Source organism: Candidatus Eisenbacteria bacterium (assembly GCA_035577985.1).
In the GTDB taxonomy this organism is placed as follows: Bacteria; Desulfobacterota; Binatia; order DP-6; family DP-6; genus DATJZY01.
This window is the reverse complement of record DATJZY010000166.1, coordinates 70,398-96,330: the sequence shown is the minus strand read 5'-3', so window position 1 is coordinate 96,330 and position 25,933 is coordinate 70,398. Positions and strand designations below refer to the sequence as shown.

Genomic DNA, 25,933 nt, shown 5'->3' with positions numbered 1-25,933 from the left:
TCCGAGCTCGCCGTCGGGCGCGCTCCTGTGCCCCGAGGGCCAGGTCTGCAATTCCCAGTGCCAGTGCGAGTCCACCACCACGACCAGCACCTCGTCCTCCACCACGAGCTCGAGCAGCACGTCGAGCACGACCACGACCTCGTCGTCGACCAGCACCACGCAGGGAACCTGCGGCAACGGCGTCGTCGACTCGGGCGAGCAGTGTGATCCGAGCTCGCCGTCGGGCGCGCTCCTGTGCCCCGAGGGCCAGGTCTGCAATTCCCAGTGCCAGTGCGAGTCCACCACCACGACCAGCACCTCGTCCTCCACCACGACCAGCTCGAGCACGTCGTCGACGACCACGCCGACCACGTCCTCGAGCACCTCGTCCAGCACGTCGAGCTCGACCACCAGCTCGACCACGACCACCACGCAGGGCACCTGCGGCAACGGCATGGTCGACCCCGAGGAGCAGTGCGATCCGAGCTCGCCGTCCGGCGCGCTCCTGTGCCCCGAGGGTCAGGTGTGCACCGATCAGTGCCAGTGCGAGTCGACGACCACCACCAGCACCTCGACCTCCACGTCGACCAGCACCAGCTCGACGTCCACGTCCTCCTCGTCGTCGAGCAGCACCTCGGCGGTCCCACCGAGCTCGAGCACGACGGTCACCACGACGAGCTCGAGCACGTCGACGACCTCGACGACCGGCAGCTCGTCCACCACGACCTCCACGTCGTCGACGACGTCGACCAGCTCGACCACTTCCACCAGCACCAGCTCGTCCACTTCGACGTCGCTGGCGCCGACCACCAGCAGCACGACCACCAGCACGTCGACGTCGAGCACCACGACGACCATGGGCGGTCCGCAGCCCTCCTTCCTCGACTTCACGACCGGTCCCGCCGGGAACGTGTGCGGCAACACGTTCCGGACGACGGACGGCACCGGCACGCCACTCAAGAACCTCACCTGCGGCGGCCTCGACATCGGCGGCGGCGCGTCGACGGTGGCCGAGGGCCCGACGCCCGACGGCGCCACGAGCCGCTTCACGACCTCGTGCTCGGGCGACACCTGCACGCTCGGCCCGACGCTCGCCGACGGGCCCGGCTTCAAGTGCACGAACACCGGCTGCGTGTTCGGCACGCCGCTGCCGATTCCGAACGGCGGCACGACGACGTGCGTCCAGAACGTCTTCTCGGCGCCGGCGAGCGGCACACTCGATCTCTCGACCGGCGTCAGCCAGGTGACGATCCCGCTCACGTCGATCTCGGTCGTGACCGGCAACCCGACCCAGCCCTGCCCGGTCTGCCGCATCGGCTCGACGGCCGGCGCGCCGTGCGTCGGGAGCCCGGGCTCGCCGTGCACCGGTGTCTGCGAGGGAAGCCCGAACCAGGGCGCGACCTGCGTCAGCACGAACTCGCAGGGCCTGACGAACGACTGCCCCGCCCCGCAGTCGAGCGCCGCGGGCAATCGCTGCTACAAGGGCACCAACAACAACGGCGCCTGCACGTCGAACGCACAGTGCCCGGGCGGCGCCTGCGCGATCTTCGTCGGCAACATTCCGGTGAACCTCTCGCCGCTCACGACCGGACTCGCCGAGCTCTCGAGCGCGACCGGCATCTTCTGCCCCGAGCGACACTGTGTCGGCGGCACGAACTACGGCAACGTGTGCGCCACCGACACCGATTGCCCCGGCACCACGGCGGTTCCGCGCTGCGTCGGGCAGACCACGACGCAGGCCGGGGCGTTCTTCACCAACGTCTGCCAGGGCGGCGTGAACAGCGGTCACGCATGCACCGTCGCGACCCAGGCCACCGATTGCCCGGGCAGCACGTGCCGGCTCGGCAGCACCAACAACATGTGTGCCGCCGGCGCCAACGCGGGCCTCGGCTGCGCCGTCGCCGCGGACTGCCCGGGCAGCGCCTGCGTCCGCGCCGGCACGCTCGCCCGCTCGATTCGCGTGCAGGGCGCCCCGGCCGGAAGCCTGCTCCCGATCGGGACCTCGCACGCCACGACGCTCGCGACGGCCTTCTGCATCCCCGCCGCGAGCACGGATCCGAACGGCACCGGTCAAGGGTTCCTCATCAACGGCGCCGCGAACCTGCCGGGCCCCGGAGCCACCTCGCTGCCTGGCACGATGGTGCTCCGCCCGTAGGTCGTCTCGACCGCGCCTCTCACGAGCCTCCGGGCCTCGCGGCCCGGGGGCTCGTTCGTTTCCTGCGCTCAGGTCGCGTTCCGGCGTGACGCTGCAGTCGTGAGCCCCAGCTCTTCGAACGGCGGACGGCGACCCAGGAGGCCGTCGCGCACGCCGCGGAGCTTCAGGACGACATCGCCCGCCGTGCCGCGCGGCAGGTGCCACAGGAGCTGCAGCGGCAGGCTCGTCGCGAGGAAGGCGCCGAGCTTCAGGCGCTCCATCGGGCCGGCGTGGCGGCGCGCGAAGAGGATCGAGTTCCGCGCCGCGAAGTACTTCCGGATGCGGATCGATCGCGCGCTGCCGTGGCTGCCGCGGCCGGTGTGCGAGACGACCGCCGCCGGACAGTAGCGCACCCGCCAGCCCGCTCGCCGCGCGCGCGCGCACCACTCGACCTCTTCGTGGTACGCGAAGAGCTCCTCGTCGAGGAGGCCGAGCGCACCGAGGGCGTCGGCACGCAGCCACATGGCGCAGCCCGCGATCCAGTCGACGTCGCGGGCGACGTTCCACTCGGCGCCGTCGGGCACGTCGGCGCCGCACAGCGCGACCAGGCTCTGGCGATAGGTGACGCGACCCCAGGCGAGCCACAGCCGTGCGGGATCCTCGCGCGTCACGACCTTCGCGCCGACGACCGCGACGCGCGGCTCGGCGAGTGCGGCGAGCGCGGCGGCCTGGGCGCCGGGTGCGACCCGGGCGTCGTTGTTGAGGACGAGGACGGCCTCCGCCCCGCCCGCGAGCGCGGCGCGAATTCCGACGTTCGCCCCACCGGCATAGCCGCGGTTCTCGGGCTCGCGCAGCACGACCGCATGCGGCGCCCGTGCCGCGAGCAGCGCCCCGACCGGCTCGGCGGCGCCGTTGTCGACCACGATGACACGCGCCGGCGGCTCCGCGGCGAGGCTCGCGACGCACGCGAGCGTCTCGTCGGGATCCTGCCAGTGGACGACGACGGCGGCGAGGTTCCGCGTCACGAGGCCACCGCCTGCTCGTAGACGGTACGCGTCCGGCGCGCCGCCTCGTCCCACGTGAAGCGCGCCGCGCGGGCGCGCGCGCGCGTGCCGAGCTCGGCGCGCAGCGAGGCGTCGTCGATCAGCTTCGCGATCGCCGGTGCCAGCAGCGCCGCGTCCGAGCGCTGGACGAGCAGGCCGGCGTCGCCGACCACCTCGGGGAGCGAGCTCGCGCCGACCGCCACCACGGCCGCGCCCGACGCCATGGCCTCGCACACCGTGAGCCCGAAGCCCTCGTACTCCGAGGCGGAGACGAAGATCGGCGCGGCGGCGTAGAGCGCATGGAGGTCGTCGTCGCCGAGCGCGCCCAGCCAGCGCACGCCCGCCGGCGGCGAGGCCGTCCACGACGGGGCATGGCCCGGGCGGAGGCGGCCGGCGATCGCGAGCTGCCAGCCGCGCGACGGCCCTCCGGCGCGCCCGAACGCGTCGATCACGCGCTCGACGTGCTTGCGCGGCTGGACCGTGCCGACGCAGGCGACGAGACGTTCGCCGAGACCGTGGCGCCCGCGCAGCCGATCGATCGTGCCGGGCGGGACGGCCGAGCGGAAGACCTCGGCGACGCCGTTCGGGACCGCGATCACGCGGTCGGGCGGCAGGCCGAAGTGCGCGATGACGTCGCCCCGCGCGTGCTCGGAAACGGCGACGACGCGCGCCGCGCGTGCAATGCTCGGCGGCACGCACAGACGGAAGTGCAGCCGCTGCGGCCAGGCGAAGGTCTCGGGGCAGGCATAGACCGCGAGATCGTGCACCGTCACGACGGCGGGCACGGCGCAGCGGAGCGGCAGCACGGCCTTGGTCCCGTGATAGAGCGCGACGCCGTGGCGGCGGATGAGGCCCGGGAGCCGCACGTGATCCCACGTCACCTGGTGATAGGACGAGGCGAGCGGGACGTGCACGACCTCGACGGGCTCGCCGGCGAACGCCTCGGGCCGATCGGTGAACACCACGTACTCGTGCTGCGCCTCCCGCGCGAGGGCGCGAACGAGCTCGCGCGCGTACGTCGCCGGACCACCCAGGATGCCGACCAGCGCCCCGATCCCGATCCGCATCTCAGGCGACCCGCCGCGGCGCACCCACGGGCGCGGGCGCGCCGCCGAGCGCCACCCGCACGCCGGCGAGCGCGCCGCGTCCGAACGCGCGTACGATGTCGCCCCTGCCGCGCAGCGCGTAGAGTGCGGCGCTGGAAGCGAGCATGGCCGCGTAGGTCGGCACGAACGCGGGCCACACGGCCCACGTGCCCCGGTGACGCACCAGGAGCCAGGGGTTCCGCGCCTTCAGGAACGCCGCCCACGGCGAGAGACCGGCCGCGAAGCCCCGCAGGCCGTCGTGCGCTACGACGGCGCGCGGCTCGACCACGATGCCGAAGCCGGCCGCGCGAGCCCCGAGGCAGAAATCGACGTCCTCGTAGTAGACTTCGATGTCGGTGGAGAATCCGTCCACCGCCTGGAAGCACTCGCGCGTCACGAGCAGCGCACACCCCATCACGCCGCGCACCGCGTACGGGCGATCGAGCGGGCGCCGGTAGCGCAGGAGGGTTCGCGGCAAGCACAGGATCGGCAGGGCGTGCCGCTCCCCCGCCGAGAGCACGTGCGAGGGATCGGCGCGATCGACGACGCGTGGTCCGGCGATGCCCGCGCCCGGCGTCGCGTCGAGCGCCGAGCCCAGCAGGCGCACGGCGTCGGGCGCGAGGACGGTGTCGTTGTTGAGGAAAAGGACGCGCATCGCGCCCGCGCCGAACGCATGCGCCGCGCCGGCGTTCATCCCGCCCGCGAACTGCCGGTTGTCGTCGAGCAGCACGACGTCGACGCGCGACTCGCCCGCCCACGCCGCGCGCAGGCTCGCGCGCTCGGCGTCGCTCGACGCGTTGTCGACGACGACGATCCGCCCGAGCGGCGCATCCTGCGCGAGGAGCGAGGCGACGCACCGTCGCGTCGTGTCGCCGCCCTCCCAGGTCACGACCACCGCGCTCGTCACGACGGCTACCTCGCCGCCGCGAGCCGGCGACCCGGGGCCGGCGATGGGGCGAAGCGCTCGGTGACGAGGGCGCCCAGCCGCGCCGCCTGCCGAGCGGGGCTCCATTCGCGCGCGAGGTGGGTCCGGGCGGCCGCCCCGAGCGCCGCGGCGCGGCCGGGATCGTCGAGGAGCCGCGCGATCGCGGCGGCGAGCGCGCCCGCGTCACCGGGCGGGCACACGAGACAGTGCTCGCCCGGCGCCAGCACCTCGCGCAGCGCCGAGCCGTCGCGCGTGACGAGCGGGCGACCGACGGCCGCCGCCTGATACACCTTGTTCGGCACGACCATCTCGGCCTTCCGCCCCGCACCGAAGACGCCGAGGACGACGGCCGCGCGCGCGAGCTCCCCCGGCAGATCGGCAAGCGGCACCTCGTCGCGCCACTCGACCGCCACGCCCAGCTCGAGCGCCCGGGCCTCCGCCGCGGCCCGCTCCGGACCGCGTCCGATCACGACCAGCCGGGCGCGCTCGCCGAGGCGCGCCGCCGCCCCGACGATCGTCGTGAGACCGTGCAGGGGGACGCAGCGGCCGACGAACAGGACGCGCCGCGGATCGACCGGGGCCGCGACCGGCGCCCAGAACTCCGGCTCGGCGCCGAGATGCCACACGCCGAGCCGATCGCGCGCGGCACCGAGCTCCGCGAGGTAGGTCGCGTGCGCAGCCGTGTCGGCGAGCACGAGGTCGGCGCGGCGCCAGGTCGCCCGGTCGAGCGCGAGCGCGGCACGCGCGCGCGCGCCGCCGGCACGAAAGACGGCGCGGTCCTCGACCAGCGTCTCGGTCAGGCTCACGAGCGGCGCGAACAGGAGGCCGCGGCGGGGGCGGCACAGACGCGCGGCGACGAGCACGTCGAGCTGCCCGCCGAAGCCGACGACGACGAGCGGCGGCTCGCCCTCGCGCGCCGTGCGCCACCGACGCGCGAGCCGCCGGGCGGCCGCGGCGTAGCGAACGCCGAGCCGCGCGAGCGAGCTCGCGCCGAAGTAGCCGCGCGCCTTCTCTCGCGTCTCCTCCCACAGTGGCTCATGCAGCTCGGTCACCTCGATGCCCGCCGCGGCGAGCGCGTCGCGCAAGAGGCGATTCGCGCTGTGGTCCCGATCGTACGTGCCGAAGAGGACGGCCCTCATCGGGGGCCGCGCCCGCCCTCGGCACGTCCGCCCGCCTGCACGTCGAAGCGCACGATCTCGGGGTCGCCGGGCGCCAGACGCACCACCTCGGGATCGCCCGGCTCGAGCGCCACCGCCTCGGCGTTGGCGGCCATCCGCAGCTCGCCTTCGCGCACGCGCACGAGCAGATCCTCGAGGAGCGCCCGGCTCGAGCCGATCAGGTCCGCGACGAGACCGATCAGTACCGTCTGGAAGCCGACGATGATCAGCACGGCGGCGAGGATGAGGCTCTGGATGTGCCCCGCGCCGCCGTCGACGAAGTAGTAGAACAGGAACCGCCCGCCGATCAGCGTGCCGGCGACGAGACAGAGTCCCCCGAGCCGCCAGAACACGCGCAGCGGCTCGTAGAGCGCGTAGATCCGGATCATCGTCGCCGCCGAGCGCCGGACGTAGCCCCCGATGCTCGAGAACAGCCGCGACGGACGTCGCTCCGGGTTGGTCTCGACCAGGACGTGCGCGATCGGGATGTGCTTCTTGCCGGCCTGGATGATCGTCTCGAGCGTGTAGGTGAACTGCGTGAACACGTTGAGACGCAACGCCGCGCGGCGCGAGAAGGCGCGGAAGCCGCTCGCGGCGTCCGGCACGCTCGTCCCGGAGAGCTGCCGCACAGCCCAGCTTCCGATGCGCTGGAGGAGGCGTTTCCACGGGCTGAAGTGCCGGCTGCGATGCGGCGCGCGATCGCCGATCACCATCTCGGCCTCGCCGGCGAGGATCGGCTCGATCAAGCGGCCGATCTCGGCGCCGGGATACTGGTGATCCGCGTCCGTGTTCACGATGAGATCGGCGCCGAGCTTCAAGGCCGCGTCGAGGCCGGCCGAGAACGCCCGCGCGAGCCCGAGATTCACCGGAAAGCGGAGCAGGTAGGTGGCACCCGCCTCGCGTGCGACCTCGGCCGTCGCGTCGGTCGACCCGTCGTCGATGACGAGCGACTCGATCAGGTCGACGCCGCGGAGCTGCTTCGGCAGCGCCTTCAGCGTCTCGGCGAGCGACGCCTCCTCGTTGAAGCACGGGATCTGGATGATCAGCTTGACCATACGAGGGCGCCGGCCCGCCTAGCTTACCGACCACTGGGGCGACGCACCAACGGTCACCCGGAGGGGGCCGCAGCCGCCGGAGCACCTGCCGGGGCGACGAGGACGTCGACCTGCATCACGGGGCCGGCGGGCGAGAAGTTCCGCAGCACGACGCGGCCGGGCTCGCCGCCGTACGGCGCCATGCCCGGCGTCTGCGGGCCGCACACGGGCCCGGCGCGCAGCCGGCCCGCGCCCCACAGCGCGGCGCCGCCGATGAGCGCGTAGAGGAGCGCCGCCACGAGCGAGCGCCGGCGCGTCGTGCGATAGAGCGCCAGCATCACGTAGACCGCGCCGGCGAAGGCGAGCACGTTGCCCACCCGCCGCTGCCAGCGCGGCGGCCCGGCCCAGGCGTCACCCGCGTCGCCGCGATTGCCGCCGTTGCGCGTTCCGACATCGAGATCGCCGCGCCCGTCGGCTTCCACCAGGTGGAGGAGCTTGTGGCGCGGGTTCGACTGTGCGGTCCGGAAGCCGCCGACGGACTCGTCGACGTGCCAGACGAGGATGCCGTCGCCGGGGATTCCGCGATCGCTTCCGGTGCGTTCCCGGTTCTCGAGCAGATAGTACTCCTGCGGCTTTCCCGGCACGGCCGGGATCTTCACGACCACCGGCTCGGTGGCCACGGCTGGCACCCGCACGCCCGGCGTCGTCCGGTCGACGGTCACGACGTCGACCCAGCCGAGCTTCACCTTGCTCCACGCGTCCAGATGCGGCGGGTGCTCTCCCCGTCCGACCCAGGTGCCCTGCCCCATGAGCCCCCATTTGCCGATGCCCTCGTGCGCGGCGCCGCCCGGCGCATACAACTCGGGCAGACCCAGCAGATGTCCGAACTCGTGGCAGAGGACGCCGAAGCTCGACAGTGGCTCGTACTGGCTCGCCGCGACCACGCACGCCTCGTCGAAGCCGAGCACCGGCGGCGTCAGCTCGGTGTAGTTCGACCAGGGGTCGCCGGACTCCCCGGGCCGCATGTAGGACTCCCGTCCGGGTCCGGGGAAGAAGACCACGACGGCCTGCGAGTCGCGCAGCGCGCCGCGATCGGCTTCGTCGGTCGCCGCCGCGGCCAGTGCGCGGAGCGCGTCCCCCGCGAGGGCGGACGATCGCTGCACATAGCGGGCGCGCGGCTCGGGCAGGGTCACGATGGGCCCCGCCAGGTGCGGCACGATGCGCAGCCTGCCGGAGGAGACCTCTGCATAGTAGCCGACGAGCCGATCGACGAGGCTTTCGGGCCCGCCGACGAAGTGTGTGCGGGGCTCGCCGAGGGGCCGATCGGGAAAGCCCGCCAGGATGACGAGCAGCCGGAGGTCGCCCGTCGTGGGCACGGGGCCGGCTGCGCGCACGCCGCTCGCGAGGGTCGCCAAGAGCGCGGCCAGCGCCACGACGACGAGAACGCGCCCGGAATTGACAGCATAGGGGGTGTCTGTGAGAATCCGCGGCCGTTTCAGCAATATCCTTCCGGGAGGGTTCATGATGCGTACGTGGTCAGTCCTGCTCGGCATCGTCGTCGCCACGACGCTTGCTGGCTGTGGCGGTGGCGAGAGCACTTCGGGCGGCGGCGAAGCCGCCAAGCCGGCTGCACCGGCCGCGACTCCTCCGCCGGCTGCTGCCCCGGCGGCCCCGACCGCGACGACCATGGCCCCCGCCGCCAAGGGTGGCGAGGACGAAGAGCCGGCTCCGCTGCTCGCGTGGGCGGACTCCGATACCGACGAGGGCAAGGCCCCGCTGACGGTCGCCTTCACGGCGGACGTCGAGGGAGGCAAGGCCCCCCTCACCTACGTCTGGAAGTTCGGTGACGGGACCCCCGACTCGAGCGAGGCGAACCCGAAGCACACCTACGCCAAGGCGGGAACGTACCGCGCCGACCTCGAGGTCAAGGACTCCTCGGGGGATTCCGACTCGGACTACCTCGAGATCACGGTCGAGTAGCCGAGTCACCGGACGAGGGTTCCGGTGAGCTCACGGGCCGCCGCCACGCCGTGGCGGCGGCACCAGGTCGCGAGCTCTCCCGCGATGCGCTCGGGCGCGTTCGGGTCGTAGAAGATCGCGGTGCCCACCTGCACGGCGCTCGCGCCCGCAACCAGGAACTCAGCGACGTCCTCCCCGTTGCGGATGCCGCCGAGGCCGACGATCGGGATCCGCACCGCGCGGGCGAGGGCGTGCACCATCGCGAGCGCCACGGGCTTGATGGCGGGACCCGACAAGCCGCCGGTCACGCTCGCGAGCAGCGGGCGGCGCGTCGCGGCGTCGACGGCCATGCCGCGCAGCGTGTTGATCGCCGAGAGCGCGTCGGCCCCCTCGCTCTCCGCCGCCCGGCCGACGAGGGTGATGTCGCCGACGTTCGGCGACAGCTTCACCCACAGCGGCAGCCGTACGCGCGCCCGCACGGCCCGCACGATCCCCGCCAAGGCCGCGGGGTCGGTGGCGAGGATCGTCCCCCACTCGGGCCGATTCGGGCTCGCGGCGTTGAGCTCGAGCGCCACGATCCCGGGTTGGCCGTCGAGCCGCTCGGCGCAGACGGCGAACTCGTCTGCGTCGTCGCCCCAGAAGTTGGCGACCACGCGCGCCCCGGCGGCGCGCAGGACCGGAAGGCGCTCGCGCAGGAAGGCGTCGACGCCGATGTTCTGCAGGCCGATCGCGTTCAGCATGCCGGCCGGCGTCTCGACGAGCCGGGGCGCCGGCTTGCCGCCGTACGGGTGCAGCGAAAGGCCCTTCACGCTGATCGCCCCGACGCACCCGAGATCGACGAGCCCCTCGAACTCGGTCCCGTAGCCGAAGGTGCCCGAGGCGGCGACGACGGGGTTCGGCAGCCGGACCGCGCCGACGTCGACGGCGAGGTCGACCGCGCTCATTCACCGCCCCCCAGTCGAAGCTCCATCACGATCGCGTCCTGGCCGGGGCCGTAGTAGCTGCGGCGGACGCCGAGGTCGCGGAACCCGAGCTGGCGATAGAGCCGCCGGGCGGCGACGTTCCCGGCTCGCACTTCGAGGTAGACGACGCGCGCGCCCGCGCTGCGTCCCTCGACGATCAAGGCCTCGGCCAGATGGCGCCCGATGCCGCTGCCGCGATCGCCCGGACGCACCGCGAGGTTCAGGAGATGTACCTCGTCGGCGACGCGCCAGCACACGCTGTAGCCGACCAGCGTCCCGTCGCGCATGGCGACGGTGCAGCGCGCCTGCGACGCGGCCAGCTCGGTCTCGAAGAACGCCCGCGACCACGGCTGCGGGAAGGCCCGGCGCTCGATCTCCATCACGGCGTCGAGGTCGGCCCGCGCCATCGGACGCAGGAGCAGCTCGCTCCGCACGGTCGTCGATCCCGTCACGGCGCGCACCCGCCAGCGCCGGCTATCGAAGGAGCGCGGACCCCCACCAGCCGGCGTCGAGGGAGCTGCGCATCCACGCTACGCGACGGCCTTCGGGAGAATGACCTCGAGCGTCTTGCCGCGCAGCCGGTGACGGAACCCGGAGACCGGCGCATCGAGCGGGATGCGGGTCGTGAAATCGGGCGGGAACGCCGGCGCGACACCCGTGATCTTGCGCACCTTGGGGTCGGCGATCCGGCCGTGCACGACGAAGTTCTTCCCGTGCACGGCGAGGTCGTATTCGTAGTCCGGCATCGCACGCGGCAGGTCCAGCTCCACCCCGAGCGAGGTGGGTGGCACGACGCGCGGGAACTCGAGACGCAGGAGATAGGCGTTGTCGCGCTCCTCGAGCTTGTAGACCTCGCCGTAGCGTCGCGCGCGCTCGACCTTGTCGTCGAAGTGCGCCTCGCCGCCGTAGAAGCCGTCGAAGCCGACGCCGCTGGCGGCGCCGCGCCGTCCCGCGAGCCCCTGGATGACGGCGGCGACGGGCAGGAGCGCGATCCCGTAGATGGCGCCGCGCAGCGGCGCTTCGCCGATCGGAATGCCGTGGAAGAAGCTCTCGCGCAGCCGCCAGATCGCCTCGACGACCGCGACCGTCACGCCGAGCGCCACCCACCAGCGGATGCCCCAATCGAACACGCTCCCGGTCGGCGACAGCAACGCGATCACCACGCACGCGATCGGGTAGAGGAGCAGGTTCAGGAACACGTTGCCCGCCGTCGCGAGCTGCGCGCTGAAGGCACGCGTGTCGCTGATGGCGTCCTCGAGGCGCCGCTTGGTCGCGTCGGGGAGCGCGCCGAGCACGCCCTGGAAGACCCCGAGCGCCCCGAGCGCAAGCCGCCCCGCGGCGGACGTCGCGTGACGGCGGGGCGCGCCGAGCGACGAGAGGATCTCGTCGAATTCGCCGCCGAGCTCCCCCGCGAACATCGGCGGCGGCGTGCGGACGACCGGCGCAACCGGCTTCTCGACCTTGCCCGTCCCGGCGGGCCGAACGATCCGCACCAGCCCGGCTGCGAGGACGGGCGCGGGTGCGGTAGCCGCCTTGGCGGCGGGAGCGGCGGCTGCCGGCGCCGCGGCGGCGGCCGCGGCCGCAGGAGCCGCTGCGGCCTCCTTCTTGAACCGCGACGGCGCGTCGTCGGGGATGCTCTCGCCCGGATGGAGCGCGCGGGCGCGCAGCAGCAGCACGTCGTGCGTCTCCGGGATGTCGGGGTTCGGCACGCAGCAGTCGACCGGACACACGGCCGCGCAGGCCTCGTGGTCATGGAAGCCGACGCACTCGGTGCACTTCTCGGGGACGATGTAGAAGATGTCGTTCGAGAGCGGCTTGTGCATGGCGCCGTCCGGGGCCTGCCAGTCGACGCCGCCCTGATAGATGGCGGTGTTCGGACATTCCGGCTCGCAGGCGCCGCAGTTGATGCACTCGCTCGTGATCATCGTCGCCATCTACGCGGTTTCCTCCCGATAAACTGCGGTTTCCTAACGGCTTTCGCGGTCGAGTTCAAACCTCCTGGTCAGGGCTCCACGGAGAGGCCCGGGGGCTCGGCGGGCCTGGCGGGATACTCCTCCCGGATCCGTCCCTGGCGGCGGCTGCGGTGCGTCGCGATCGAGCGCCGCAGGCCCGCCAGGCCCTGGATGCGGTCGGTGTAGTCGGACGTCACGCGCCGTGCCTCGTCGAGGTTGCGGATGACCGACGGGGTGATCGTGATCAGCAGCTCGACGCGCTGGAGGTCGTTCGTCTCGGTACGGAACAGGAAGCCGAGAACCGGCACATCCATCAGATACGGCAGGCCCTGCCGATCGTGGCGGATCGTGTCGTCGATGATGCCGCCGATCAGCACCGTCTCTCCGTCCTGCACCACGACCGTGGTCTCGGCCTCGCGGGTCGTGAACGACGGCGAGTTCGTGGAGCCGAACGACTTGTCGGCGACCGCGCTCACCTCCTGGCGGATCTGCATGTTCACCAGGCCGAGCGAGTTCACCTGCGGCAGCACGGTCAGGATCTTGCCGGTGTCGCGGTACTGCACCTGGTTGATCGTCTGGCTGTTGGCCACGACGGAGGTCGACGACGAGGTCAGGATCGGAATCGACTCGCCGACCAGGATGTGCGCCTCGCGATTGTCGGCCGCGATGATGTGCGGCGCCGACAACATCTTCACGTTGGTGAGTGTCTGCAGCGCGCGCAGGAAGATCTGGTAGTTGTTCCCGGAGATGACGGCGAAGCCCTGGCCGGGAGGGAAGCGGGCCGCATCCGCGAACAGGCCGGCGACGTTGTTCGTCTTCGCCAGGCTGAAGATGCTCGGCGATGACAACGTCGCGTCTCCCGCGTTCGCGGGGACCGCGGCGCTCAACGTGCCGTCGGCGAGCGCGTAGGCGACACCGAACTCGAGGCTCTTGTTCAGCTCGACCTCGGCGATCGTGACTTCCAGCACGACCTGGCGCGGGACGACGTCGATCTTCTTCACCACGTCCAGGATCAGCTGGTAGTCCCGCTTGGTCGCCAGGATGACGAGCGAGTTCGTCACGTCGTCGGCGACGATCCGCACCTCCTCCTTGAAGATGGGCGGCGGGCCTTGCGTCCCGAACTGCCCTCCTGCGCCGGGCCCGCCGGGCGCTCCCTGTGGCCCGCCGGGGAGCGACACGCCCAGCACCGCGCCCTGCTGGCCAGCCGCGGCTCCCGCCGCCGCACCGCCGATCCCACCGCCGGCGCCTGCGCGTCGTCGAGCCGCGGCTCCGCCGACACCTCCCGCGGCACCTCCGACGCCGCCGACGCCCCCGGTGGCGCCGCCACGCAGACCCTGCGACGTGTCACCTGCCGCCGCCCCGCCCATGCCGCCGCCACCGAAGCCCCCGCCGCCGATGCCGCCACGTCCGCCGCCTCGAACCCCACCGCCGCCGCCGACCCCACCGCCGACTCCGCCGCGCCCCCTCCCGAGGCCACCGGTCGCGCCCGACGTGCCGCCGGCGCCGAAGAGCCCGATGCCGCCCGGCTGCCCGCCGGGATTGCGGCCGAGCCCGCCGCCGCCCCCACCCGGGCCGCCGCCGAAGAGCTCGTTCAGCACGGCGGCCAGATCGGCGGCCTTCGCGTTCTCGACGTTGTAGACGAACGTCTGGCGTCCCGAGGTCTGGTCGGGCGGGACATCGAGGATGGCGAGCCAGCGCTCGATCGCGTCGAAGGCGGTCTTGTCGATCGCGAACGCCACGATGGCGTCCAGGCGCGAGAGCGGGACCAGCGACAGCCCGGCCTCGCCCTCGCCCGTCGCGGTCACGCCGTACGGCGCGAGCAGGTTGAGCAGCTCGTTCGCGAGCTCGTCCGGATCGCCCTCCTTCAGTTTGAAGACGTGGGCGTGCAGGTTGTGGAAGCCGTCGACGTCGAACGTCGCCACCAGCTCGCGCAGCCGCCGCACGTTGGAATCGATGTCGGTGATGACGAGCGCGTTCGCGCGCGGATAGGAGAGCACGTCGCCCCCCGGCGTGACGAACGGCTGGAGGATGTTCGCCATCTCCTCGGCCGCCACGTGCCGCAGGCTCACGATCTCGATGACGAAGCTGTCCTCGAGCCTCATGCCGTCCCGCGCTGCGCCCGTCGGAATGATGGCGCGCGTCTTCGCCTCGGCCACCGGAAGCATCTGGTAGTACTCGCCCTGCTTCACGGCCGCGATGCCGTTGTTGCGCAGGATCTCGTTGAAGAGCGGGAAGAGGTCCTTGCGCGCGATCTTCCCCGTCGTCCGGATCGTCACCTGCCCTTCGATCCGCGGATCGATCGTGTAGGAGAGCCCGAGCGCCGTCGCGAGGCTGTGGATGACCTCGCGGATGTCGGCGCGCTCGAAGTTGAGAACCATCGCCTCGTCGTCGCCGAGCGGACGATCGCCGTCGCTGTCCGGCGGCTCGACGTCGCCGGCTGGTGGCGCGTCCGGTGGCGCGGGCTGCCCCGCCGGCGCCTGGGCGCGAACTTGCGGCACGGCGAGCACCGCACCGACGGTGATGAGCGCGAGTATCGTACGCCCCTTCACGACCATCCTCCTCATCATTTCTGACGATCCTTCTTCATCTGCTCGATCTTCTCGCGCACGCCTGCGGGAAGCTGTGGGACCTGGCCCCCTCTGCCGAGCCCGCCCCCGGGCATCAACGTGGTCGCGACCGGGAACGGCGGGACGCCCGCCATGCCCGGAAGCGACGTCGTGGTGGTGACGGCGGTCGCCGCCGCGGGCGTGAGGCCCGGTCGCGGGCCGCCCGGGCCCGCCGAGCCCGTGCCAGCGGACGTCGGCGCGCCGCCGGTGATCCCGGCCGCGGGCGACCCGCTCGCCGCCGGTGCCACACCGCCAGGCCGCGGCCTGGCCGGCGCCGCGGCACCGCCCGGCGTCTTCGCTTTGTCGACCTCGAGCGTCAGCGTGAACTCGTCGCCTGCCGCCGACACGAGCAGCACGCTGCTGCGTCCGATCGTCTTCACGGTGAAGTTCCCGACCGGATCGCCGTTGCGGATCCGTCGCTGCGCGTTGGCCGAGGTCGCCTCCGTGATGATCGCCTCCCGATCCTTGCCCAGGATCCGGATGCCGGCGAGCGTGACGCCGGTCGGCGGCGCCTCGTGTGGAACCGGGGCCTGGATCTTCGCCTCCTCGCTCTGCTTGGTGCGCGTCGGATCGAACAGGTCCTTGTTGACGATCGCGGTGACGAGCATGGCCGGTGTCTGGACCGTCTTCTCGGCGGCGCCGCGCTTCGACTTCTTGCTGCCGTCGCCGCTGCGCACCGGCACGTCGGCGGCCTTGCCGCCGGCCGCGACCTCGACCGGGGGAAGGGTCCGAGCCCAGGTGCGCGCGATCATGAACGCGAGCCCGAGCACGATGACGGCGAGGATGCCGTTCAGGATCACCCAGCGGCGCATCATTGCCCGTCGTCCCCGTCCCCCTCGTCGGGGGCGGGCATCTCCCCCTGGGGATGCCCGTCGGGAACCTCCTGCACCACGCCCGCACCGCCGCCGAGCTCGGCTGCCGGCGGCGGCAGGACCTCGACCTCGGTCGACGGCGGCGTCGGCACGGGGATCGGTACGACGATGGTCGTCGAGGTCGTCACCGGCAGCGGCAACGTCGTCGGAATCGGTGGCGGGACCACGTGCGGCAGCGTCGTCGACGTCGTCGGCAGCGGGCGTGTGGTCGTTGTGGTCGGCGGTGCGAGCGTCGTCGACGTCGTCGGCTCGGATGCGAGCGTCGTCGTCGACGCGGGCGCCTGTCCGTCTGCGCCAGGCTGATCGTTCGCCGCGTCGGCTCCGGGCGCAGTGGCGTCGGCGTCGGACGTCGCGTCGCCGCCCTTGGCGCCGTCGCCCTTGCCCCCGCCACCGTGAACGAAGCCACTCACCTCGAGGGTGGCCGAGATCGTGCGCGGGCCCTTGGCTCCCGCGACCGCGCCGCGGCGGCTGACTTCGAGGAAGGGGATGCCGAGCTGCTGCCCGTACTCGAGCCCGGAGATCAGCTCCGCGAGCGGCTTCAGCTCGCCCGACAGGGTCATCCGGATGGACACCTTGCGATAGGGGTCGAGCGCCTCCTCCTTCATCACCTGTGTGCTCTGCACGGTGATGCCCTTCTCGGTCGCGAGGGCGTTCGCACGCTCCTGCAACGCGGCCGCGCCGAGCGTGCCCGTGCCGCCGGGAAGGAGACGGGTCTTCGCCTGGGTCAGACGCTTGCGGAGCTCCTCGCGCTCGGCCCGCAGGGTGTCCTTCGCGGCGAGGAACCGCATCGAGTGCTCGAGCTCCTCCTGCCCGTCGACGATCTCCTGCGCCACCGCCTTGCGGTAGTCGAGCACCGGCTCCACCACGGCAACGTACACGAGCGACAGGCCGGCCGCGACGATGACGCCGAGGACGATCCGCTGGTCGCGCTGGGAGTGGCTCTGATACCACCGCAGCGCCGCCTCCCAGAGCGCCCGAGCTCGGGCGACCAGGTTCACTTCACCACCTCGGCCGCGATCGAGAAGCGCTCCTTGTCACCCTGCCGCGTGGTGGGCGAGCTGAACGACACGCTCTTGAAGCGCTTCGACTTCTCCATCGCGGTGATGAGGTCCGACGCGGACCGCGCCTGTCCGTCGAGCGTGAGGCGGTTCCCGCGCAGGTTGAACGAGGTGAGATAGGCGTCGGTCGGGATCAGCTCGGTCAGCTCCTTCAGCAGGGTCGTGACGCGCCCGTCCTGTCCCGTCGCGAGGATCTCGACCTGCTTCTGGAGCTCGTCGATCTCGTTCTGTACCGTGCGCACCTCGCGGACGTCGGGGGCGATCTCCTCCAGGCGCGCCTGGAGCTGGCCGCGCAGCATCACGTCCTTCACGATGGCGCTCACGCCCCACACCACGAGCAGGAGGACACTCGCCGCGAGCAGCGCCCAGGTCGCGACCGACGGCCCTTCGTCGAACGCCTCGCGGTTCTCGACCGGGAGCAGATTGACGCGCAGCAGGCCTTCGCGGACGGCGGCCAGGGCCGCCCCGACCGCCGGCACCGCGCTCGGGGCCGCAGCCTCGAAGAACGCCTCCGGCGCCGTGAGCCGCCCGCGGGCGAGACCCGGAAGATCGCCCTCGCCCACCGGCGGCACCGGCGGCGTCCCGCCGTTGCCGAGCTGCCAGTGGAAGAGCGCCACGCGCTCGGGATCGACCAGCTCGTCCGCCATCTGGCGCGCGAGCGATCGATCGAGCGCGCCCGGCTCGACGAGCCGCGCGCTCGGAACGAGCTGGCTCGAGAGCAGCCGTCCATCCGCGACCAGGGCCAGCTCGGTCGCGTCGGGCGTGCCGACGACGAAGCCCATGGCGTTCGGACCGTCGCCGCGGCAGAACGCGACGTAGTCGGCGATCGCGGCCGAGGGCAGGACGATGCCGCGCGGGCGGACCTCGGCGTCCTCGAGCGCCTCCAGGTAGCCCCGGATGATCTCGCGCGGGAGGCAGACGAGCAGCACCTCGATGCGCTCCTCGCCCAGCGGCCGCACCGAGTAGTCGAACGCGACCTCGTTGCGCGGCAACGGGATCAGGTTCTCCATCTCGTACTCGAGGACCTGGGCGAGATTCTCCTGGGCTGCCGCCGGCAGCACGACGCGCGTCACGGCGGCGTCGGCGCGCGGCACGCACAGCACCGTGTGCGTGGAATCGATCTCGTCGGCGCCCGCGAACTCGCGCACCGCGGCCGTGAGCGCCTGGCGGCGCTCGGCGGGACGATCGCTGCCCGGAAGCGACACCGACCGCATCTGCCGGAGCTGCACGCGGAAGAGCCGTTTCGAGACGTAGGCGAGCGTCACGTCGGAGGCGCCGACGTAGATTCCGAGCCCGTCCAGGAAGTCCGGACGTCTCACGACTTGGCGCCTTCGAGGTGCTCGTCCACCTTGGGGGCTTCGCCACGGATCGGCGCGCGATCGAGCCACTCGAGCACGACGATGTCGTCGACGCTCTCGCCGGGGAGCTGCACGAGCGCGGACACGGCGGCCTGGTTGCGCTCGCCACGGATGTCGGCGCGCGCCTCGACGCGCACGTACTCGGGGGCGTGACGGGTGACGCGCTCGCCGAGCCCCGGCACCGCGAGATCGAGCTGCTGGCGCAGGAACGCGGCGACCGCCTCCGGATCGTCCTTGCGCCCGGCAATGAAGTCCTCGGCGTCGGCCTGCGTCATGTCCGGAAAGAGCGCACGCATGACCGGCACGGTGACGGAGTCGGCGTTGATCTCGAGCGACTTCCCCTTGGGAAACGGGCTGAACACGTCGACGAGGCCCGGCTTGTCCTTCGAGCCGTAGAGCAGCTCGGGGGTCACGCCGCGCACGTAGAGCAGCTCTTCGGGCGATTCGAAGTAGTTGTTCTTCGCCCGGTAGGGATGGCGGAGCCCCAGGTAGTAGTCGTCCTCGGCGCCGTTGACGCGCGCCTCCTTGCCGCAGTCGCGCCAGTCGAGGATCGAGTCGACGATGGTCTCGACGTCCTTCTCCTCGTGGACGTCGAGGCCCTGGGTCGCATTGCCGCCGATGAGGAGGTTCTTCACCACCACTTTCAGGAGGTCGCGGTAGAGGGGCTCGTCGAGCTCCGCCGGAGGAATGTTGAGCGGGATCTTGCCGTCCTCGCCCACCATGCGGACCGCGTAGACCCCGCCCCCGAAGTTCCGCTCCTTCCATTCGCCGTCGGCGACGAACTGCGTCTCCTCCTCGTCGTTGTCGGGATCGTCGGGATCGACGCTCGGCGGCTTGGGAACGCCGCCCGGATTGTCGCCGCGGGCGCGCCAGGCCTCGAACAGCGCGCTGTTCATGCCGGCGACCGCCAGGTAGTAGCCCTGGGTCTCGTCGGCGAGGTTCACCGACGCCATCGCGTCGTCGCGCATGAACTGCGAGAAGTCGAGCGCGAGCACGCCGAGGGTCATGAAGACCCAGAGCACGAGAAGCAGCACGACGCCGCGCTCACTGCGCCTTGGCCGCCGGTGCGTCACTCTTCGTCGCCCCCGTCGTCCTCGTTGTCGCCGTCGCCCGTACCGCCGCCGCCACCGCCGTGCCCGTTGCCGGCCTTGCCCGAGCCCGCCGTGCCGCCGCTGCCGGGGGTCCCGCCCTCGCCGGGGCCGCCACCGGCTCCGAGCTCGTCGCACTCCGCGACGTCGTTCTCGCCACCCAGCTCGAGCCCGCCCTCGCCGAAGGCGCCCGCCATGATCGGAATCTCCTGCCCCCACTCGCCTTCCTCGAGCCCCGCGAGGCCTTCGATCTCGATCCGGATGGCGTTCGGCAGCACCTCCTCCGCGACGCAGTCCCACGAGCTCCTCCACTCCGATTCGGAGCCGTCGTCGTAGAGGTAGTGGAAGGCCAGCGTCTTGAAGCCGTCGAGCAGGACCGCCGTGTGTGGCTCGCCGGCCTCGGGCGTCCCGCTGCCCAGGCTGTCGGCCGTAAAGTGCGGCGATTCCTCGAGCACGAGCTGCGGCGGGTCCGGGTTCAGCCGATAGGTGACCCGGGCGCGGCCACCCCCCGAGAGCTGCCCGGCCGTCGTGACGAAGCTGAACGACGTCGGGGAGCCCACGCAGTAGGGGTAGGTGTCCTCGTCGACGAGCGCCGGCTGAGCGACGGTGGATTTCACCTGTCGGATCATCACGTCCGTCGCCACTCGCAGCCGCTGCGCCGTCACGACCGCCGCTTCCCCCCGCTCCACGGCCCGAATCCCGAGATGAAACGCGGCGTAGCAGATACCGGCCACGAGCGCGAGCACGGTCATCGCGATGATGACCTCGAGCAGCGTGAAACCGGCCTGCCGCTGCATCCGGCGAGGGGTCACTTGGGCTCGTCCTCGTCGTCGTCGTGCGACATCCGGAGACTACGGAGCGTGTAGTCCTTGGCGCCGGCACCGTCCTGCCAGGTCACCGTGACCTCGACGTACTTGAGCTTCTGTCCGATCGGGTCGTTCTCGCGCTGCTCCGGCGTCTCGCCGCCCTCTTCGGGGGTGGCGTCACGCACGAGGTAGTGGGTCTTGAATCCCTCCTTGGTCGTCTCCTCCTTGTTCATGTCGGAGACGCCGCGCTGGAAGAGCAGGCTGTCGATCGCCGCCCGGGCGTGCAGCACGGCCCGGCTGTGCCGGGACGCCCGCTCCTGCAGGCGCAGGCTCCCCTGGTAGATCTGCTGGAGGGTCACGACCCCCGTGCCGAGGATCGCGATCGCCACTGCAATCTCGAGGAGCGTGAACCCGCGGCTCGCCGCGCGCATCACCCCGCGTCCTCGACCCGGACGGTCCCCACCAGCGGGTCGAGCACGAGCCGTAGCCGGTTGCGGCTCCGATCGCGCCGGCTGACGACGACGACCTCGGCTCCGCTCGTGCTGCCGTTCGGAAAGAAGGCCAGATCGTACTTCCCGAAGCCCGCGTCCCAGCCGCCGTCGATGCGCTCGATGAGCGCGCGCTCGGTGAGGACGGCCCACCGCGAGCCGTCGTCCGCCTCGATGCGATTGTCGTCCGGGCTGATCCGCATGCGGCGCATGCTGCCCGTCGCGACCGCCTCGCGCCGGCAGTAGTTCATCGTCGCCGCGATCTGCCGCGCCGCGCGCCGGACCTCGCGCGCGTCGAGCCCCGCGTCGATGGCCGGCACCGCCAGCGCCGCGCCGAGCGCGACGATGGCGAGGACGACCATCATCTCGACGAAGGTGAACCCGCGCGAGGAGCAAGGACGCATCAACCGGCGTTCGTGTCCCAGGACAGGACGTCGCGTGCCGGCCCGTCGCCCCCGGGGGCGCCGTCGGAGCCGAGCGAGTAGACGTCGTACGGCCGGCCCGCTTCGCCGGGGCTGCGGTAGTAGTACGGCCGCCCCCAGGGATCGGCGGGGATGTCCTTCTTCAGGTACGGGCCGTCCCATCGGTCGACCGCGGGCGGACGCCGCATGAGCGCTGCCAGCCCCTCCTGTGTCGACGGATAGCGACCGACGTCGAGACGGAACGTGTCGAGCGCCGTCCCGATGTTCTCGATCTGGGCGGCGGCGGCGCGGGCCTCCGCCTTCTCCTGGCCGCGGATGAACCGAGGACCGACGAGCGCCAGCAGGAGCCCGATGATGCTCACCACGACGATCATCTCGATGAACGTGAATCCGGCGTTGCCTCTGTTTCGCTTCATCATTCTCTCCTTGCTCACATCGGGAGGTCGTTGATGCTGAAGATGGCCGTCAGCATCGAGACGACGACCGCGCCGACGAGCAGTCCCATGACGACGATCATGATCGGCTCGAGCAGTCGCGTGAACTGGATGATCTGCGCACGGACCTCGCGATCGTAGTGCTCGGCGACCCGCAGCAGCATGTCGTCGAGCTTCCCGGTCTCCTCGCCGACGCTGATCATCTGGACGGCGAGCGGCGGAAAGGCGCCCGAGCGCGCGAGCGGGTTCGACACGCCCGCGCCTTCGCGCACGCCGACCTCGACGTCGGCGAGTGCGTTCGCGATGACGACGTTGCCAACCACCGCGCGCGCCGTGTCGAGCGCCTGGATCATCGGGACGCCGCTCTTGATGAGCGTACCGAGCGTGCGCGTCACGCCCGAGACTTCCATCTTGCGGAGGACCTGTCCCAGCCCGACGATGCGCAGCTTCGTCTGATCCCAGCGCAGCCGTCCCGCCGGCGTCGCGACCCAACGCCGGAACCCCATGACGCCGAGCCCGATCACGATGGCGCCGACCCACCAATAGGCGCGGATCACGTCCGAGGTGCCCATGACGATGCGCGCCGGGAGCGGCATGGCGCGCCCCATGCCCTCGAACAGTGCCGAGAAGCGCGGCAGGACGTAGACCAGCAGGAAGATCAACGACGCGCCGAGGACGCCCGTCAGCACGGCGGGGTACGTGAGCGAGCTCACCACCTCGCGTCGCAGGTCCTGCGCGCGCTCGAGGTACTCCGCGAGCCGCGCGAGCGACGCGTCGAGGAAGCCGCCGACCTCGCCCGCGCGCACCATGTTGACGTAGAGCGGCGGAAAGAACTTGTGCTGTCCCAGGGCGTCGGCGAGCGACTTGCCGCCGCGAACCGACGTCAGCACCTCGTCGAGGATGCGCGCCAGGTCCGGATGATCGGCAAGCTCGGTCAGGGTCGCGAGGCTGCGGTCGAGCGGCAGGCCGGCACCGAGCAGCGCCGACAGCTCCTGGGTCACGATCAGCAGATGTCGCTGCCCGAGCCGGCCGCGGAAGCGGCTCGACGCGACGCCACCGGTCCGCGCAGGCGCCTTGCTCTCTGCCGCCGCGCCGACCCGCAGCGGAATCAGGCCGCGATCCTGGAGGCGCGCGACGACGGCTGCGGCTTCTCCAGCCTCGATCGTCCCCTCGACGACCTTGCCTTCTGCGTCAGCAGCGCGGAACTGAAACTGCGCCAAACGAGCCTCCAGGTACGGGCCTAGGCGACCGCAAGCCTACCGAGGCGCCGCCGAGGTTTGCCGTAAGTTACGGAAAAGCCAGGCAATCGTATACGCGACGGGGCCCCGGTTTTCAACGCGATCGCCGCTCCCGCCGCCTTAGACTCCCGCCTGGGTCAAGGGCTTCACGTGGGCAAGCGCACGCGCCCGTCCATGTCGGCGGGCGGCTCGACACCGAGCAGCGCCAGGATCGTCGGTGCGAGGTCGATGATGTCGAGGTCGTCGGTCGGGACGCCCGGGCGGTTCACGAAGAACAGGGAGTCGGCGTAGGTGTGCATGCCGGTCAAGGCGCTGCGCCCGAACACCTCCGTCTTCGAGAGCGCGCCCTTCGGGTCGTAGCCGTCGTTGAAGTGGATCACCAGATCGGGCGCCGCGTCGACGGCAGGGCCGTGGTACAGCTCGGCCTGCGAGAAGACGCGCGGGATCGGCCGGCCCCCGGCGGGCGCTCCCGGGCTGTCGTCGTGCAGGGCGAGCAGCCCCTCGCGCAGGCGACCCAGGAGATCGTCGGCCTCGGAGGGCCCGATCGTGCCCAGCGGGAAGCGCCCCTTGCGGTGCACGTAGACGCGGCCTGGATCGAGGACGAACACCTTCGAGGCGGGGTCGAGATCGGCAGGCCCCTTGGGCTTCTCCACCGTGAAGCGCAGGAGCCCCTGCTGGCGCAGCCAGGCGTTCGGATAGAACTCGCGGTGGATGAGGGTGTGGCCGTGATCGGCGACCACGAAGAGGGGAACGTCGGCCGGAATCGCCGCGACGAGCTCGCCCAGCACGTCGTCGAGCTGGCGGTAGACGTCGAGGAACTTCCCGTGCAGGGGCGCCGCGGGGTCCACGAGCTGGCTCCAGAAGTAGTGGTGCAGGCGATCGCACTCGGTGATGACGCCGATGAAGAGGTCCCACGAGTCGTTCCGGAGGAGATCCAGGTAGACCCGCCGCCGGGCGTCCAGCACCGCACGCGTGTCGTCGAAGAACGCGTCGGGGCGCTGATCGGCGTTCATGTAGTCGACGTCGATCTTGTAGCCGGCGGTCCGAAGGCGCCCGAGGAGGTCGGCCGGATACACGGCCCGCTCGAGGTTCACCGCGACGAATCCCGAGACCAGCATGCCGTTCATCTGGCGCGCCGGGTACGTGCCGGGAATGTTCATCACGATCGAACGCTTGCCCGCGCGCGCGGCGACGTCCCAGAGCGTGTCCCCGCGCACGTTGCCGAAGTTCGGAAAGAAGAGCGTCAGCGTGCCCGGCTTCATGTCCGTGAAGCCGTAGATGCCGTGCTTGCCGGGATTCTTCCCGGTCATGAAGCCCGTCCACGACACCGACGAGATGGTGGGAATGGACGAGCGCATCGGGGCCAGCGTTCCGTTGGCGACGAGCTTCCCGAGGTTCGGCATGAGGCCGCGTGCGACGAGGTCCTGCACGAGCGGCAGCCCGACGCCGTCGAGCCCGATCACCGCGACCCGCGCCGGCGCCGGGGTGGACGACTCCCCCCGCCTCCGGATTCGATCGAGCAGCCCCACCCCGCGGCCGCCCCTAGACCTCTTCCTGCGTCACCCGGACGACCTCGGCCACGGTGGTCGTCCCCTCGCGGACGCTGCGCCATCCGTCGTCGCGGAGCGTCCGCATGCCCTGCTTCACCGCCGTCTCCTTGATGACGCCGGCCGACGCGCGCTCCAGGATGTGCGCCTTCACCGCGTCGGTCACGGGCAGGAACTCGTAGATGCCGGCACGACCCCGGTAGCCCGTGGTGGCGCAGTCCTCGCAGCCGCTCCCGATGACGGCACGCATGGGCTCGCCGTCGCGGCCGCCGATCTCGCGCCACAGCTCGGGCGGCATCTCGGCGGGCTGCATGCACTTGCGGCACACGCGACGCACGAGCCGCTGCGCGAGCACGCCGAGCAGCGAGGACGCCAGGAGATAGCTCTCGACGCCCATCTCGAGCAGCCGTGTCACGGCGCCGGCGGCGTCGTTCGTGTGCAGGGTGGAGAAGACCAGGTGGCCGGTCAGCGCCGACTGGATGGCGATCTCGGCCGTCTCGGGGTCGCGGATCTCACCGACCATGATGACGTCGGGGTCCTGGCGAACGATCGAGCGCAGGCCGTTGGCGAACGTGAGCCCGATCTGCGGCTTCACGTGGATCTGGTTCACGCCGAAGAGCTGGTACTCGACGGGATCCTCGATCGTGATGATCTTCTTGTCGGGCGAGTTGATCTTGTCGAGCGCGCCGTAGAGCGTGGTCGTCTTGCCGCTGCCGGTGGGCCCCGTCACCAGGATCATGCCGTACGGCCGCTGGATGACGGTCTCGAACTCCTTGAGGACGTCTTCGGGGAATCCGAGCGTCCCGAGGCTCACGTTGATGCTCGAGCGATCGAGGATGCGGAGCACGACGCTCTCGCCGTAGAGCGTCGGGAGGGTCGAGACGCGGAGATCGATCTCCTTGCCCATGAGGCGCAGCTTGATGCGACCGTCCTGCGGCAAGCGGCGCTCGGCGATGTTCAGCTTCGCCATGATCTTGATGCGCGAGACGATCGCGGCCTGCAGGCGCCGCGCCGGCGTTTCGACGTCGTGCAGCACGCCGTCGATCCGGTAGCGGACCTTCAGCTCCTGCTCGAAGGGCTCGATGTGGATGTCGGACGCGCGACTCTCGACCGCCCGGTTGATGAGGAGGTTCACGAGCCGGATCACGGGCGCCTCGCTCGCGAGGTCGCGCAGGTGGTTCACGTCCTCCTCGTCCTCGCCGACGAACGCGACCTCGGCGTCGCCCTCGCCGTTGCCGTTCGCGCCCTCGCCGGCGGTCCCGCCGCCGTAGATGGCTTCGAGACCTTCGAGGATGTCGCGTTCGCGCGCGAGGCGGGCCTCGACCTGGAGACCCGTCGCCACCTGGAGGCCCTGGATGGCGTAGTAGTCGGCGGGGTCGGCCATGGCGACGACGAGCGTCCCGTTCGACTGAGTGAGCGGCATGACCTTGGCGCGCCGCAGGTACTTGAGCGACAGCTTTCCGAGCGGCACCGGCTCGCTGGGGAACTCCTTGCGGGAGATGGCCGGCACGCCGAGGTAGCGCGCGAGGAGCGGCTGCAGGTCCTCCTCCGAGATGAATCCCAGATCGAGCAGCAGGCGCTCGAGTCGCTCGCCACGCTCCTGCTGGAGCCGCTTGACCTTCCGCAGGTCCTCGGCGCTCACGCGCCCCTGCTCGAGAAGGAGCTGCTCCAGGCTCTGGTGCTGCACCTCCATCGTCCGACAGACGAGTGTACCCGTGCCCCTGTTCACCGGCAAGCAAGGAACGCGCCGCGCGCCCCGCGGAACCGGCCGCAAAGCGCAACCGCG

At 71.6% G+C, this 25,933-nt stretch carries 24 protein-coding genes and 1 pseudogene; 2 read left to right on the top strand and 23 right to left on the bottom strand.

The genetic code is table 11. The features are described from left to right. Together VMS22_23955 and VMS22_23950 are read right to left on the bottom strand one after the other, a co-directional pair. Nucleotides 1-435 (bottom strand): hypothetical protein (locus VMS22_23955; GenBank protein HXJ37093.1); only part of this gene is annotated, 435 nt, incomplete at its 3' end. Between the two features lie 78 nt (nt 436-513). Further along, nucleotides 514-837 (bottom strand): hypothetical protein, encoded by a 324-nt coding sequence (locus tag VMS22_23950; GenBank protein HXJ37092.1) that lies wholly within the window; start codon nt 835-837, stop codon nt 514-516. Between VMS22_23950 and VMS22_23945 the strand changes: the two genes are divergently transcribed. After that, entirely contained in the window at nt 836-2,134 is a 1,299-nt protein-coding gene (locus VMS22_23945; protein ID HXJ37091.1) for a hypothetical protein, read from the top strand. The genes VMS22_23950 and VMS22_23945 overlap by 2 nt on opposite strands. A gap of 68 nt (nt 2,135-2,202) precedes the next feature. On the opposite strand, the gene VMS22_23940 is transcribed toward VMS22_23945, so the two are convergent. The 6 genes from VMS22_23940 to VMS22_23915 are packed head-to-tail and all read right to left on the bottom strand — an operon-like array spanning nt 2,203 to nt 8,790. Further along, nucleotides 2,203-3,138, bottom strand: coding sequence for a glycosyltransferase family 2 protein (locus VMS22_23940; protein HXJ37090.1), 936 nt, complete (start codon nt 3,136-3,138; stop codon nt 2,203-2,205). Further along, complete coding sequence (locus tag VMS22_23935) at nt 3,135-4,223, bottom strand: glycosyltransferase family 1 protein (protein ID HXJ37089.1); 1,089 nt, start codon at nt 4,221-4,223, stop codon at nt 3,135-3,137. Before VMS22_23935 ends, VMS22_23940 begins: the two co-directional genes overlap by 4 nt. Before the next feature lies 1 nt (nt 4,224). Beyond that, nucleotides 4,225-5,148, bottom strand: a complete 924-nt coding sequence (locus VMS22_23930; protein HXJ37088.1) for a glycosyltransferase family 2 protein — start codon at nt 5,146-5,148, stop codon at nt 4,225-4,227. Between the two features lie 5 nt (nt 5,149-5,153). Beyond that, on the bottom strand, nt 5,154-6,305 hold the full coding sequence (locus tag VMS22_23925; protein HXJ37087.1) for a glycosyltransferase: 1,152 nt from the start codon (nt 6,303-6,305) through the stop codon (nt 5,154-5,156). Further along, nucleotides 6,302-7,378 carry a glycosyltransferase family 2 protein gene (locus VMS22_23920; protein ID HXJ37086.1) on the bottom strand — a complete coding sequence of 359 codons (1,077 nt, stop codon included), beginning with the start codon at nt 7,376-7,378 and terminating at the stop codon, nt 6,302-6,304. The genes VMS22_23925 and VMS22_23920 overlap by 4 nt, the downstream gene beginning before the upstream one ends. Before the next feature lie 53 nt (nt 7,379-7,431). Next, nucleotides 7,432-8,790, bottom strand: coding sequence for a M6 family metalloprotease domain-containing protein (locus VMS22_23915; GenBank protein ID HXJ37085.1), 1,359 nt, complete (start codon nt 8,788-8,790; stop codon nt 7,432-7,434). A gap of 91 nt (nt 8,791-8,881) precedes the next feature. Here VMS22_23915 and VMS22_23910 point away from each other — a divergent pair, with 91 nt between their 5' ends. Continuing rightward, nucleotides 8,882-9,337, top strand: coding sequence for a PKD domain-containing protein (locus tag VMS22_23910; GenBank protein ID HXJ37084.1), 456 nt, complete (start codon nt 8,882-8,884; stop codon nt 9,335-9,337). A 5-nt stretch (nt 9,338-9,342) separates the two neighbouring features. On the opposite strand, the gene VMS22_23905 is transcribed toward VMS22_23910, so the two are convergent. The 15 genes and pseudogenes from VMS22_23905 to gspE form a co-directional block, all read right to left on the bottom strand. Further along, nucleotides 9,343-10,260: a dihydroorotate dehydrogenase gene (locus tag VMS22_23905; GenBank protein ID HXJ37083.1), complete on the bottom strand. Its 918-nt coding sequence runs from the start codon at nt 10,258-10,260 to the stop codon at nt 9,343-9,345. Further along, the gene (gene rimI / locus VMS22_23900) at nt 10,257-10,730 is read right to left on the bottom strand and encodes a ribosomal protein S18-alanine N-acetyltransferase (protein ID HXJ37082.1); all 474 of its coding nucleotides are present in this window, start codon (nt 10,728-10,730) and stop codon (nt 10,257-10,259) included. Before rimI ends, VMS22_23905 begins: the two co-directional genes overlap by 4 nt. 1,194 nt (nt 10,731-11,924) lie before the next feature. Further along, nucleotides 11,925-12,212: pseudogene (locus VMS22_23895) on the bottom strand (4Fe-4S dicluster domain-containing protein). 68 nt (nt 12,213-12,280) lie between these two features. After that, nucleotides 12,281-14,779, bottom strand: coding sequence for a type II secretion system secretin GspD (gspD, locus tag VMS22_23890; protein ID HXJ37081.1), 2,499 nt, complete (start codon nt 14,777-14,779; stop codon nt 12,281-12,283). A 14-nt stretch (nt 14,780-14,793) separates the two neighbouring features. Next, on the bottom strand, nt 14,794-15,651 hold the full coding sequence (locus VMS22_23885; protein HXJ37080.1) for a hypothetical protein: 858 nt from the start codon (nt 15,649-15,651) through the stop codon (nt 14,794-14,796). After that, entirely contained in the window at nt 15,648-16,706 is a 1,059-nt protein-coding gene (gene gspM / locus VMS22_23880) for a type II secretion system protein GspM (protein ID HXJ37079.1), read from the bottom strand. The genes VMS22_23885 and gspM overlap by 4 nt, the downstream gene beginning before the upstream one ends. After that, on the bottom strand, nt 16,703-18,085 hold the full coding sequence (locus VMS22_23875) for a PilN domain-containing protein (protein HXJ37078.1): 1,383 nt from the start codon (nt 18,083-18,085) through the stop codon (nt 16,703-16,705). Before VMS22_23875 ends, gspM begins: the two co-directional genes overlap by 4 nt. After that, nucleotides 18,082-19,158 (bottom strand): hypothetical protein, encoded by a 1,077-nt coding sequence (locus tag VMS22_23870; GenBank protein HXJ37077.1) that lies wholly within the window; start codon nt 19,156-19,158, stop codon nt 18,082-18,084. The genes VMS22_23875 and VMS22_23870 overlap by 4 nt, the downstream gene beginning before the upstream one ends. Nucleotides 19,159-19,193: 35 nt before the next feature. Then, nucleotides 19,194-20,024 (bottom strand): prepilin-type N-terminal cleavage/methylation domain-containing protein, encoded by an 831-nt coding sequence (locus VMS22_23865; protein HXJ37076.1) that lies wholly within the window; start codon nt 20,022-20,024, stop codon nt 19,194-19,196. Then, nucleotides 20,021-20,449: a type II secretion system protein gene (locus VMS22_23860; GenBank protein HXJ37075.1), complete on the bottom strand. Its 429-nt coding sequence runs from the start codon at nt 20,447-20,449 to the stop codon at nt 20,021-20,023. Before VMS22_23860 ends, VMS22_23865 begins: the two co-directional genes overlap by 4 nt. Beyond that, entirely contained in the window at nt 20,449-20,910 is a 462-nt protein-coding gene (locus tag VMS22_23855; GenBank protein HXJ37074.1) for a GspH/FimT family pseudopilin, read from the bottom strand. The genes VMS22_23860 and VMS22_23855 overlap by 1 nt, the downstream gene beginning before the upstream one ends. Next, nucleotides 20,910-21,344: a type II secretion system major pseudopilin GspG gene (gene gspG, locus VMS22_23850; GenBank protein ID HXJ37073.1), complete on the bottom strand. Its 435-nt coding sequence runs from the start codon at nt 21,342-21,344 to the stop codon at nt 20,910-20,912. The genes VMS22_23855 and gspG overlap by 1 nt, the downstream gene beginning before the upstream one ends. Before the next feature lie 14 nt (nt 21,345-21,358). After that, the gene (locus tag VMS22_23845) at nt 21,359-22,582 is read right to left on the bottom strand and encodes a type II secretion system F family protein (protein HXJ37072.1); all 1,224 of its coding nucleotides are present in this window, start codon (nt 22,580-22,582) and stop codon (nt 21,359-21,361) included. A gap of 164 nt (nt 22,583-22,746) precedes the next feature. After that, nucleotides 22,747-24,063 (bottom strand): alkaline phosphatase family protein, encoded by a 1,317-nt coding sequence (locus tag VMS22_23840; protein ID HXJ37071.1) that lies wholly within the window; start codon nt 24,061-24,063, stop codon nt 22,747-22,749. A gap of 79 nt (nt 24,064-24,142) precedes the next feature. Then, the gene (gene gspE, locus VMS22_23835) at nt 24,143-25,840 is read right to left on the bottom strand and encodes a type II secretion system ATPase GspE (protein HXJ37070.1); all 1,698 of its coding nucleotides are present in this window, start codon (nt 25,838-25,840) and stop codon (nt 24,143-24,145) included. Nucleotides 25,841-25,933: the final 93 nt, after the last annotated feature.